Source organism: Tateyamaria rhodophyticola (genome assembly GCF_047777875.1).
Lineage (GTDB): Bacteria > Pseudomonadota > Alphaproteobacteria > Rhodobacterales > Rhodobacteraceae > Tateyamaria.
On record NZ_CP180519.1, the window covers coordinates 3,039,255 to 3,051,767 of the forward strand.

Genomic DNA, 12,513 nt, shown 5'->3' on the forward strand with positions numbered 1-12,513 from the left:
CCCCTCACGTCACGTTCGGGTCGATGTCCTGCCATTCGGCGACGGCCTTGGACCACAGCCACGACAGGACCGGAGACGCCTCGAAATTCGGATCGGCGGTTTCGTTCTGACCGGTCATCCAGGTGCCGAGGGACGATGTCGCGTCCGGCTTCATCGTATCGTCCTCGGCCTTGTAGATGTCGTGCCAGTTCAGATCGCCATGCGGATCAAACAACGTGCCGTCAAAGCAGCTCGACCACCAGTCGCCGCCGCAGCATTCGGTAAAGACGTGCTCGGCGAGCGTCGCGCCGAGGATCGCACCGGCAACGCTGTCGACCGGGTAGTGCACGCCGGCGACGGTTCGGTTGGTGGCAATCCGCGCGGCCAGACGCATCAGCATTTCGCCCCAATGGGCGGTGTTGGAATATTGCGGCGCGTTGCTTGTCCGCAGCAGCTTCCAGATCAGGCGCGCCATCAGGAACGCCTCGGTCGCGTGCCCGCTGGGCAGCGAGCCATGCGTGGGCGTCGCGATCATCGGCTGGATCTGTGGCGAGTACTCGATGGGGCGTTTGACCGCGAGCGTGTATTTCATGCGCTGATATGCGGACGCGGTGAAGGCCAGTGCCGCACCGAGGAATTCCAGCGTATAGGGCGTACGGCCCGGATCGATGAACCCGATGCTTTGGTAAAACTGAAGCGGGATGCCCGTCTGGCTGACGATCTCGGCGGCGCGGTCTGACCGGATCTGGGCATAACCCCAGACCTGATCCATCTGTGTGCCCAATTGATCCGCCGTGGGGGCGATCAATTCGACCATGGGATCCATGTTGAACTTGCGCTTGCGGCCCCGTTCTTCGCTGCGGCGCCACAGCACGGCCTGGGGCTGGCCGTTTGACGTTTCAAAGGTGACATCTACGGTCGGGCCCAGTTCTGCCTGATAGATCGCGGCGCGGACTGCCGCGGACAGGCGCGGCAGGTTCTCGGTGCTGTTGGGCGCCCCGGGCGCGACCGGTCCGATCGTTTGCAACTGTGCGCCGGTGATGCCGTCGTGATTGGTGATCATCGCCCCGGAGACAAGCGGGTTGTCGCCGCCATACCCGCCATAGCCGCCGTAACCACCGTAGCCGCCATAACCACCGTATCCACCGTAGCCGCCATAGCCACCGTACCCGCCATAGCCACCGTAGCCACCATAACCGCCGTAGCCGCCATACCCGCCTTCAGGTCCGATACTCATGTCTATGTCTCCCAGTTGTCTTAAAGGTTTTGTTAGTCCGGAACGCCCGCAGCCCTCAGCAGGGTCGCGACCCGCTTGCCGTTGTCATATTCGCGGCTTGGCGCGGATTGTGTCCAAGTGCTGACCCTCAAATCAGGCTGCAAACGCATCAGTTCGGCCACAGTTGCGCGGGACGCGTCTTCGTCCCCCGCGCCCATCTGCGCGGCTGCCAGCATCCGAAGGGTTGAAATATGTGTCTTGTTGAGGCGCAGGGATTCCTTTGCCAGCAACACGGAGCGGTCGTAATTTTCCGCAGACAAGTGCACACCGCTGGCAAGCGCCAGATAGAAGAACCGGTGCGGATCCCGTGGCGTCAGGTGCAGGGCGCGTTCAACGTCCCGTTTGCCATCGGACCCGTTATCGGTGAACGCCAGCAACATGCCGCGCAAGGCACGCGCCTGTGCGTCATTCGGATTGATCAAAAGTGCGTTGTCATAATAGCCATGCGCTTCGTCCAACCGGTGCAGCAGGTTGGTCATGACGAACCCCAGACTGGTCAGGGCCAGGGTGTTTTCCGGATCAATATCAAGCGCCTGTTCGGCGCATTTGATGGCGGATGTCGCCTCTTGCTGCACATCCTCGGACCAGCCCTGCATCGCGCGCAGCACATGCCACCGCGCCATCCAGGCCAGTGGGGCGGGGTTGTACGGGGCTTTTTCCGCCACAAACCGCAACAAAGACCGGGCCTCGTTGAAATCCTTGGGTGACAACCGGTGCATCAGACCCACCGCACCGTGGAGCACGCTGAACAGCTTGAGATCATCAAGCGGGCGCGAGCGGACACGCCGCACCTCATTCACCATGATCGCATTGCGCAACTGTGACACCACATGTTCGACCCAGTCCGTGTCGGTCATCAGCGGGCCAAGCGGCAGGCGGATGCGGTCAGACCAGAGCGCGATGCCGCTGTCGGCATCGGCCAGTTCGACGGACAGCACCACTATGTCGTTCTGACTGTGCGCGAGGCCGGACACGACAAAATCGGCATTCAGGGCCTGGCGCAGGTTGCTGTGCTGGCCCAGCTCTCCCCAGAACTGCGCCGTGGACAGGCGCGAGATGACATTCATGTCCTCGGACCGGCCAAGCGCATTCGCGATTTCGTCCGCGACAAAGATGCCAAGTGGGTCCTGTCGCGTCTCGAACGATCCGCGCATCGGCAGAACGGCGAGCGTCGGCAGAACGTCGCGCGGGTCCAGATCGGCAAGGATGATCCCGCCATTCGCGTCAGCGGCAGCAATGGCGGTGCCCGCGTTCTGCGCGGGGGGCAGGGCGATCACTTCGCCTGTCAGCTGGTAGCCCCGCTTGGGCACTGTCTTGAGAAGGGCGCGGTCATGATCACCCAGGGCACGCCGGATGTCGGCGATGCATTGGGTCAGGCTGTCATCGGTGACCGCAACACCGCCCCAGACCCGCTCGATGAGCGTGTCCCGGGGGGCGAGCGTGCCAAGAAAGTCGGTCAACGCCTCGAGAACCTGCGCGGATTGGGACCGCAGCAGAATTTCCTCGTTCGATGCCGAAATCAGGCGACCGGTCGCCTTGTCGTATGTGGCTTCGCCTAGTCGGATACGCTCCGATGTTCCGCGCCCGCTGCCGAAAATGTCCGCCTCCCAACATGTTGGTGGGATTCCCGTTCGGATCTGCCTTGGCACACAGCGCGCGCTGCCTGGGATGTCGCGTGTAAAACGACCGTGCCCCAAACAAGTCTGTACCAAGCCAAAACCCGGCGTCCCACCTAACCCTTGGTCAGCGTAGCAGGCATTCTCGTGGCGCGATAGTCCCAGCATCAAGGCCGAGCGAACTTCTGGCGTTCGATAAATTGGTGGGCCGGAACGTTAATGTTCCCGCCCACCTCACTCGTAAAACTCTGAAATGGTTTGGTTATAAAAAGCAGTCCGAGAAATGGTTTGGTTATAAAAAACAGTCCGAGGAGCGGGTGGCAGCGTCGTGTCAGATGAGAGTGCGCATCCGTCACGAAGCCATCCTTGGGACATGCACCTGTCAATTGACCTGAACGAACAGCCCCAGCTCGGCGCTCAGAATTGACAGGGCAGCGGTCCAAGGACCTTTGCGGTACGAGATTTCCGGATCGGAACGCCACTCTCGCGCCTCTCCGACAGTACCCCGCACCACGCATTGCGGAGCGCCAAAAACCAACTGCGCGTACCGAAAAAAGTACACTCGAAACAGCGCGGTATCGCAGAAAATGACCGCATTCGCGCAGGTTCGTATTGCTGGCGTACATGGCAGTGTGTCCCGTTTTGTACCACCCTACGACCCCTCTGAATAAGTGAGACCGTGGAAACACCGTGCCGGTTAACGCAGCGTTAAGCCTGAAATCGACACGAAATCTTTCTGAAATCTTCCGAAATGGAAGGCGTAGTTTTCGCGATATCTGCGTGCGGCACCCCTCGCGACCTGTGCGCAAACTGCTGAAATTTATGGCATTTACGTGCGCGCACCGTCCCGAATTGGCTGTTGCCTTGTAACGGTGCGTGAGTGCGCGTTAGGATCAGGGGATGTCAGACACCGGGTATTTTGACGAGATGTGGGGGCACACGGATGGTGTGCGCGACCCGTATCAGGGTTTGAACAATTGGTTCGAAGGTGAGGAATCGGCGCGGTTGCGCGCCAAGCAGCGTGAGGCCGAAGACCTGTTTCGGCTCACCGGCATCACCTTTAACGTCTATGGGCGCGACGAGGCCGAAGAACGGCTGATCCCGTTCGACATCATACCGCGCATCATGTCCGGCCACGAATGGCGCAAGCTGAGCCGCGGCATCGAACAGCGTGTGCGCGCCATCAACCAGTTTCTCTATGACATCTATCACCGGCAGGAGATCGTGCGCGCGGGCCGGATCCCGGCAGAGATGATCGAACGCAACGCGGCTTTCCTGCCGCAGATGTGCGGGGTCAATCCGCCGGGCGGTATCTATACGCATATCGTTGGCATCGACCTTGTCCGCACGGGCGAAGACCAGTTTTATGTGCTCGAAGACAACGCGCGTACGCCGTCGGGTGTCAGCTACATGCTCGAAAACCGCGAGACGATGCTGCAGATGTTCCCCGAACTTTTTGCACAGAACCGGGTGCGGCCGGTGTCGAACTACCCCACCGAGCTGCGCCGGTCGCTTGCGGCATGTGCGCCGAACATGGCCACGGGCAAATCTACGGTCGCCGTCCTGACCCCCGGCATTTTCAACTCGGCCTATTTTGAGCATGCGTTTTTGGCGGATCAGATGGGCGTGGAATTGGTCGAGGGGCACGACCTGCGGATCATCGACGGGCGCGTCGCGATGCGCACGACGTGTGGCTACCAACCGATCGACGTGCTCTACCGCCGGGTCGATGATGATTATCTTGACCCGCTGAATTTCCGTCCAGACAGCCAGTTGGGCGTGCCGGGCATCATGGATGTGTACCGCGCAGGCGGGATCACGATCGCCAATGCGCCGGGCACCGGGATTGCCGATGACAAGGCGATCTACAGCTATATGCCGGACATCGTTGAATTCTACACGGGCGAACGGCCCTTGCTTGAAAATGTGCCCACGTGGCGCTGCGCCGAAGAGGACGCGTTCAAGTACGTGCGCGAGCATCTGCACGAACTGGTGGTCAAAGAGGTCCACGGGTCGGGCGGCTATGGTATGCTGGTGGGCCCCACAGCGACCAAGAAGGACATCGCGGCCTTCCGCAAGAAATTCGAAGCCAGGCCCGCCAACTACATCGCGCAGCCAACGCTGAGCCTGTCGACGGTGCCGATTTTCAACCGGGCGGGACTGACACCGCGGCATGTGGACCTGCGTCCCTTTGTGCAGGTCAGCCCGTCAGGCATCAACATCACGCCGGGTGGCTTGACCCGGGTGGCGCTGAAGAAAGGGTCGCTTGTCGTCAACTCGAGCCAGGGTGGCGGCACCAAGGACACCTGGGTGCTGGAGGACTGATGCTCGGACGGACGGCAAATGGGCTTTTCTGGATGTATCGCCAGCTGGAGCGGGCGGAGAATACGTCGCGCCTTGTGGAAACGGGCCAGCGGATCGCCCTGACGCGGTCCGGCGCGTCGGATGATGAATGGCGCCCGGTGCTGCAATCGGCGGGCGTCGCACCCGCATATGATGCCAGCCACGACGCAATCACGCGGGACACCGCCATCGACTGGATGCTGCGGTCGCCCGACAATGCGTCGTCGGTCATGTCCTCCATGGCGTCGGCCCGGCAAATCGCCCGCGAGGTGCGCACCGCCCTCACCGAAGAGGTGTGGGAGGCCACCAACGGCGCCTACATGACCGTAAAGCGTCTGCTGGCCCGCAAGGTCAGCGACCGCGATTTGCCGGAGGTGCTGGGCACCATCCGCCAGCACACCGCACTGGTGCGCGGGGCGACCCACGGCACGATGATGCGCAACGATATCTATGATTTCTCGCGGCTGGGGACGTTTCTGGAACGCTGTGACAACACGGCGCGTATCCTCGATGTGAAATACTATGTGCTTCTGCCGTCGGCCATGTCCGTCGGGTCGTCCATCGACAATGTCCAATGGGATTCGATCCTGTCGTCAGTGTCGGCGCGGGGCGGGTTCCGCATGGCGTTTGGCAATGCGGGCGGCGCGCGCGACATCGCGGAATTCCTGATCCTGGACCGCCGGATGCCGCGCAGCCTCGCGTTCTGCGTGGGCAAAATCCTCGACAACCTCGGCTATCTGATTGCCGATTATGGCTTTCGCGGTGAGGCGATCGAACATGCCGAAGCGCTCGCGGAATGCTGCGTCAGCACCGATATCGATGCGGTGTTTGACCAGGGATTGCACGAATTCCTTCAGGATGTGCTGTTGCGGCTGAACCTGTTGGGACGGCAGATCGAAATCGACTACCGGTTCACGGAGTAAGCGATGCGCCTGTCCATTCGCCATATCACCACCTACAGCTTTGCTGACCCCGTGGCATACGGGCTGCAACAGCTGCGCAAGACGCCGAAATCCACATGGGGACAGAACGTGTCCGCGTGGCAGACCGAGATTTCCGGTGGCGCGCGCGAGGTGGGGTTCGAGGATCACCACAACAATGTGGTCGAACTGATCAGTTTCGATCGCGACGTGACCGAGGTGGTTGTGACCTCGACCGGTGTGGTCGACATTGACGACACTGCGGGTGTCATGGGCAAGCACAAGGGACCGTCGCCCCTGTGGCTCTACCGCCGCGCGACACCGCTGACCCAGGCCGGGCCGGGCGTGCGCGCCCTTGTCCGCGCGGTGGAGGACGGGGGCAGCGACGTCGACCGGTTGCACCAGTTGATGGCCGACGTACGGACGGCCGTTGCGTATGAGATTGGTGCATCTGACCCGGACTGGACCGCCGAGCAGGCGCTGGAGGCGGGGCGGGGCGTATGTCAGGACCACACGCATATCTTTGTCGCCGCGGCCCGCGAAATGGGTTTTCCTGCGCGCTACGTGTCCGGTTACCTGATGCTGAATGATCGCGAGGCGCAGGATGCGATGCACGCCTGGGCCGAGGCGCATGTGGACGGTCTGGGCTGGGTCGGGTTTGACGTCTCGAACAGCATTTCACCGGACACGCGGTATGTGCGGGTTGCGACGGGGCTGGACTATCTTGAGGCTGCTCCTGTAACGGGGACACGGATTGGCGGCGCGGGCGAGACCCTGCGCGTCGATATCGAAGTGGCACAGCAGTAAGGGCACCGCATGACCTATTGCGTTGGGATGGTTCTGGACCGGGGCCTCGTCTTTATGTCGGACACGCGCACCAATGCGGGGCTCGACAATATTTCCACCTTTCAGAAGATGTTTCATTGGGAAGTGCCGGGCGAACGGATGCTGACCGTGATGACGGCCGGCAATCTGGCCACGACGCAGGCGGTGATCAGCCTGCTGGAAGAACGCTCAAAGGCGCCGGATGACCGTGCGCCCGCGCTCTTGTCGGTGCCGTCGATGTTTCAGGCGGCGCGCCTGATTGCAGAGACGTTGCGCGAGGTGATTTCGGACCAGGCCGGAGAGGGTCAATCGGCAGATGCGTTCGGGGCGACGATCATCCTTGGTGGGCAGATCGCGGGCGGGCCGCCGCGTATGTTTCTGATCTATCCCGAAGGCAATTTCATCGAGGCCGGAGAGGACACGCCGTTCTTTCAGATCGGCGAGATGAAGTACGGCCGACCCATCCTCGTGCGCGCCTATGATCCTGCCATGGGGTTCGAAGAGGCGATTAAGCTGTTGCTGGTGAGTTTCGATTCGACGCTCAAGGCAAACCTGACGGTGGGCATGCCGTTTGATTACCACGTCTATGACGAAGGCAGTCTGACCAAGGGTCACACGGGTCGCATCGAACAGGACAACGCCTATTTCATGGAGATATCACAAGGCTGGGGCGAAGCGTTGCGCCAGGCGCTCGACAGTCTGCCGGATTTCGAGCTCGACTGAAAAAGTTTGTGCGATGCATGAGGAAGGGCGGTCACGTGGTTCTTAAGAAAGAGTTTTTCGAGTTACCCACAGGGGTGATTTACCTCGACGGCAACTCTCTTGGACCGTTGCCCAAGGCCGCGTCTGCGCGGGTGGCGGCGATGATGCAGGACGAGTGGGGTCAGATGTTGATCCGCGGCTGGAACGCGGCGGGATGGATGGATCAGCCGGACCGCGTCGGCGACCGTGTGGGCCGTTTGATCGGCGCGCCTGCGGGCACGGTCGTGATGGGCGATACGCTGTCGGTAAAAGTCTATCAGGCGGTGGCTGCGGCGTTGAACATGGTGCCCGACCGGCGGGTGATCCTGAGCGATACCGGCAATTTCCCGACGGATCTCTATATGGTGCAGGGGCTGATTGATGCGCTGGACCGGGGATACGAGCTGCGGCTTGTGGCACCGGAGGAGGTTGCGGAGGCGATGGACGACCAGGTGGCGGTGGTTTTGCTGACGCAGGTGGATTACCGCACGGGCCGCATGCATGACATGCGCCAGATCACGGAGCGCGCCCATGCAGCGGGGGCCGTGATGGTGTGGGATCTGGCCCATTCGGCGGGCGCGGTGCCGGTAGACGTGGCAGCGTGCGGATGCGCATTTGCGGTTGGATGCACGTATAAATACCTCAACGGTGGCCCCGGTGCGCCGGCCTTTATCTATGCGCGCGCGGATTTGGCAGAGCGCGTGGAGCCTGTGTTGGCGGGCTGGTTGGGCCATGATGCGCCCTTTGCCTTTGACCTCGATTATCGGCCAGCACCCGGAATAGGACGGATGCGCGTGGGGACGCCGCCGGTGATCCAGATGGCCGCGCTGGAGGCGGCACTGGATGTTTGGGACGCTGTGGATATCTCGGAATTGCGTGCCGCTTCAGTGGCTTTGCAGGAATTGTTCATCTCTGAGGTTGAGGCGCGCGCGCCGGAATTGAGGCTGGCCAGCCCGCGGGATCCGAATATGCGTGGCAGCCAGGTGTCCTTTGCTTTTGACGAAGGGTATGCGGCGATGCAGGCGTTGATCGCGCGCGGTGTGATCGGAGATTTCCGCAGTCCCGACATCATGCGGTTCGGGTTCACGCCGCTGTATCTGGATGCGGATGATGTGCGGGCGGCGGTGGATCATATCGAGGTCGTGATGCGGGACCGGCTGTGGGATGATCCGGTGTACAAGACACGCGCCGCCGTGACCTGAGTGTGACTTGATGCCGACGGTCGGACGCTGTTTGCGCAATGCGCAAAGGCGCCCCGCCCGCCGTCCCATAAGCAACAGGGCGAGCGTTACGTGCTTTGCAAGCCGCGCAATTGGCCGAGCAGCGCCGGTATCTTGTCCTTGAACCGGAAAAAACCATGCGTGGCATGGGGCCATGCCGTGTCGTCATAGGCGCGGCGCAGGCGGGTCACGTCCGGGCTGTCCGCCAGCCGATCACAGGCATCCAGCAGCGTCGCCGCTGGTCCAATGGGGGCTTCGGGTGTCACGATCTGTTCAACATGGTTTTCCGCAGCCCAGGCCGCGATCGCCTCTGCCGAAGGCTCCAGCCGGGTGACAGGGCCAAGCCGCGCGCCAAAACGCGCGATCACGTCATCCGCTGCGGCGTCTGCGAACGCCGCCACATGGGGCGTCTGCATGAGTGGCGACAGGTGGGGACGGGTGTTGATCCATGCGGTTGCCACCGGCTCCAGCCCGCGGTCCAGGACAAAGCCGGGGCTCAGGTCATCATCATGCAACAAAAGGCCGCTGCGTGCGCCCGATTGCAGGGGCTGCGGCGGGCGCAAGGGCTGGCGCTCGGGATTGGGCGCACCGGGCACGGCGGGCGCCTCTCCGGCCAACTGCCATTTCGGTGCAAACCGCCCTTCGGTGTATTTGGAGATGTTGGAGGTGCGGGCAAGATAGGTCTTGCCCGGTGTCTGTTGCCCCGCCACCCATCGCCAGCCCAGCGTGTTGGACGCAGGATCCCCGTCGAGCAGGTGCCGCAGAAAGAAATCCGCGCCCAGCTCCCACGGCAATTGCAGCGTAAAGATCCAGATCGAGGCAAACCACATCCGGGCGTGGTTGTGCAGATACCCGGTTTCGACAAGCTCCTGCGCCCACGCGTTGAAACAGTCGATCTCCGTTTCGCCCTTGCAGGCCGCGGTCCAGCGGTCGCGCAGGCCCGATTGCGTCTGAATGTCATCGACCGCGCGTGCGAGGTCGTTTTGATAGCGGCTCCAGACACTTGGCCGCATTTGCAGCCAGCCTTTCCAATAGGTCCGCCAATAGACTTCCTGAATGAATTTCTCCGCCGCTTGCGGGCTATGGCGCGCAAGCGTGGCCTCTAGCACCTCGGCTTCGGTCAGAAGCCGCGCGCGCAGGTAAGGCGACAGGCAGGACACGCCGGTGTGGCGGTCACGGCCCAGGTCATAGTTGCGACGCGCGGCATAGTCGCGTCCGGCATGGGGCAGAAAGCTGTGCAATCGCTCCAGCGCGGCGGTTCGGTTGGGCGGAAAACGGGTCAGGGCTTCGGTCATGCAGCGCGAGTTAGCGGGCGCGTGCGGCGCTTCAAGCGTTCGCGTGCCCTTGCAGCCCCCTCGGGCCGACACTAAGACTCACGTAACTCTTTTGCGGGTATGGTCCCGCGACAGATCTGACGAGGCAGGACGAACATGCGTGACCCCATTGATCAATACGCGAATTTTACCAACAATCTGGTGCCCATGGTGGTCGAACAGACCAGCCGGGGCGAACGGGCCTATGACATTTTTTCGCGCCTGCTGAAGGAGCGGATTGTTTTCATCAACGGGCCCATTCATTCGGGGATGAGCCACCTTGTCGTGGCGCAGCTGCTGCATCTCGAGGCGGAAAACCCGACCAAGGAAATCAGCATGTATGTCAATTCGCCGGGTGGCGAGGTGACAGCCGGGTTTTCGATCTACGACACGATGCAGTACATCAAACCCAAGGTGTCCACGCTGATCTGTGGCATGGCGGCGTCCATGGGGTCGGTCATTGCCATCGGTGGTGAGCCGGGTATGCGCTTTGCCCTGCCCAATTCGGAGGTGATGGTGCACCAGCCCTCTGGCGGTGCGCAGGGGATGGCGGCGGATATGCTGATCTCGGCCCGTCACATCGAACGGACGCGCGAGCGGATTTACCAGCTTTATGTCAAACATGCCGGGCAGGATTACGAGACCGTGCAAAACGCGCTGGACCGCGACACGTGGATGACACCGGAAGAGGCCAAAGACTGGGGCCATCTCGACGAAATCGTGGAAAACCGGGTCAAGGGTGACGACGAAGACGCGTGATGATTTGGGCACACGCAAACGTGTGCCCCGCGCGACCCGAAGGAAGCGCAAAAAGACGATTGTGGACCCCGCGGGCCTGTCCTAAGCTGGACGGAACACGCGGGGCGCGCGCCGGTTTGACCGGCACCAAGACTACGGCTTTGGCCGGAAAGGACGCGACATGGCCACGAATTCTGGCGGCGACAGCAAAAATACCCTCTATTGCAGCTTTTGCGGCAAGAGCCAGCATGAGGTGCGCAAGCTGATCGCAGGGCCGACGGTTTTCATCTGCGATGAATGCGTCGAGCTGTGCATGGACATCATCCGCGAAGAGACAAAGGCCAGCGGCCTAAAGGCAACAGACGGCGTGCCGACGCCCAAGGATATCTGTGGCGTTCTGGATGATTACGTGATCGGACAGGCAACCGCGAAGCGGGTGTTGTCGGTTGCGGTGCACAATCACTACAAACGGCTCAACCACGCCCAGAAGGGCGGGGATATCGAGCTTGCGAAATCCAACATCCTGCTGATCGGTCCAACCGGCTGCGGCAAGACGTTGCTGGCCCAGACGCTGGCGCGCATCCTGGATGTGCCGTTCACCATGGCGGATGCCACGACACTGACCGAAGCGGGCTATGTCGGTGAAGACGTCGAGAACATCATTCTCAAGCTGTTGCAGGCGTCCGAATACAATGTGGAGCGCGCACAGCGCGGCATCGTCTATATCGACGAGGTCGACAAGATCACGCGCAAGTCCGAGAACCCGTCGATCACACGCGACGTGTCGGGCGAGGGCGTGCAACAGGCGCTTCTGAAGCTGATGGAAGGCACCGTGGCCTCCGTTCCGCCGCAGGGTGGGCGCAAGCATCCGCAACAGGAATTCCTCCAAGTGGACACGACCAACATCCTGTTCATCTGCGGCGGCGCGTTCGCGGGCCTCGACAAGATCATCGCACAGCGCGGCAAGGGGTCCGCCATGGGCTTTGGCGCCGACGTGCGGGACAATGATGCGCGCGGCGTGGGCGAAATCTTTACCGATCTGGAACCCGAAGACCTGCTGAAATTCGGCCTGATCCCGGAATTCGTCGGTCGTCTGCCGGTTTTGGCGACGCTCGAGGATCTGGACGAGGATGCGTTGGTGACGATCCTGACGGCGCCCAAGAACGCGCTGGTCAAGCAGTATCAGCGCCTCTTCGAGCTCGAAGACACCGACCTCACCTTTACCGACGATGCGCTGCAGGCGATTGCCAAACGGGCGATCGAACGCAAAACCGGTGCGCGGGGTCTGCGCTCGATCCTGGAGGACATTCTGCTCGATACGATGTTCGACCTGCCCGGGCTGGAACAGGTGACCGAAGTGGTTGTGAACGAAGAGGCGGTGAATTCCGATGCCGCACCTCTCATGATCTATGCCGATGCGGAAAAGGAACCGGCCAGCGCAGGGTGATCCCTATAAGCTGTTGATTTTAAAGGAGCGGGCCACGGCTCGCTCTTTTTTTGACCTTAAACTTAGCTTTTTGGCTAACTTTTCATTGCAGAGCC

Annotated in this window: 10 protein-coding genes; 7 read left to right on the top strand and 3 right to left on the bottom strand. The window is 61.6% G+C overall.

Going from position 1 to position 12,513, the window contains the following annotated elements; genetic code table 11:
- Positions 1 to 4: 4 nt before the first annotated feature.
- Both ACERHN_RS16405 and ACERHN_RS16410 read right to left on the bottom strand, forming a co-directional pair.
- Positions 5 to 1,216 (bottom strand): phosphatase PAP2 family protein, encoded by a 1,212-nt coding sequence (locus tag ACERHN_RS16405; protein ID WP_415920094.1) that lies wholly within the window; start codon positions 1,214 to 1,216, stop codon positions 5 to 7.
- Between the two features lie 32 nt (positions 1,217 to 1,248).
- Positions 1,249 to 2,715 carry a winged helix-turn-helix domain-containing protein gene (locus tag ACERHN_RS16410; protein WP_415920095.1) on the bottom strand — a complete coding sequence of 489 codons (1,467 nt, stop codon included), beginning with the start codon at positions 2,713 to 2,715 and terminating at the stop codon, positions 1,249 to 1,251.
- A 1,056-nt stretch (positions 2,716 to 3,771) separates the two neighbouring features.
- Here ACERHN_RS16410 and ACERHN_RS16415 point away from each other — a divergent pair.
- Genes ACERHN_RS16415 through kynU form a run of 5 tightly spaced genes read left to right on the top strand, consistent with a single transcriptional unit; the run spans position 3,772 to position 8,902 of the window.
- Positions 3,772 to 5,196: a circularly permuted type 2 ATP-grasp protein gene (locus ACERHN_RS16415; RefSeq protein WP_415920096.1), complete on the top strand. Its 1,425-nt coding sequence runs from the start codon at positions 3,772 to 3,774 to the stop codon at positions 5,194 to 5,196.
- Complete coding sequence (locus tag ACERHN_RS16420) at positions 5,196 to 6,137, top strand: alpha-E domain-containing protein (RefSeq protein WP_415920097.1); 942 nt, start codon at positions 5,196 to 5,198, stop codon at positions 6,135 to 6,137. The genes ACERHN_RS16415 and ACERHN_RS16420 overlap by 1 nt, the downstream gene beginning before the upstream one ends.
- 3 nt (positions 6,138 to 6,140) lie before the next feature.
- A complete protein-coding gene (locus tag ACERHN_RS16425; RefSeq protein ID WP_415920098.1) occupies positions 6,141 to 6,941 on the top strand; it encodes a transglutaminase family protein in 801 nt (266 codons plus the stop codon).
- A gap of 9 nt (positions 6,942 to 6,950) precedes the next feature.
- A complete protein-coding gene (locus ACERHN_RS16430) occupies positions 6,951 to 7,682 on the top strand; it encodes a peptidase (protein ID WP_415920099.1) in 732 nt (243 codons plus the stop codon).
- A gap of 35 nt (positions 7,683 to 7,717) precedes the next feature.
- Positions 7,718 to 8,902, top strand: a complete 1,185-nt coding sequence (kynU, locus tag ACERHN_RS16435; protein WP_415920100.1) for a kynureninase — start codon at positions 7,718 to 7,720, stop codon at positions 8,900 to 8,902.
- Between the two features lie 86 nt (positions 8,903 to 8,988).
- Here kynU and ACERHN_RS16440 read toward each other — a convergent pair whose 3' ends face one another.
- Entirely contained in the window at positions 8,989 to 10,215 is a 1,227-nt protein-coding gene (locus tag ACERHN_RS16440) for an FAD-binding domain-containing protein (RefSeq protein WP_415920101.1), read from the bottom strand.
- 135 nt (positions 10,216 to 10,350) lie between these two features.
- Here ACERHN_RS16440 and ACERHN_RS16445 point away from each other — a divergent pair, with 135 nt between their 5' ends.
- On the top strand, positions 10,351 to 10,992 hold the full coding sequence (locus ACERHN_RS16445; RefSeq protein WP_415920102.1) for an ATP-dependent Clp protease proteolytic subunit: 642 nt from the start codon (positions 10,351 to 10,353) through the stop codon (positions 10,990 to 10,992).
- Between the two features lie 160 nt (positions 10,993 to 11,152).
- Positions 11,153 to 12,418, top strand: a complete 1,266-nt coding sequence (gene clpX, locus ACERHN_RS16450) for an ATP-dependent Clp protease ATP-binding subunit ClpX (RefSeq protein ID WP_415920103.1) — start codon at positions 11,153 to 11,155, stop codon at positions 12,416 to 12,418.
- Positions 12,419 to 12,513 lie beyond the last annotated feature (95 nt).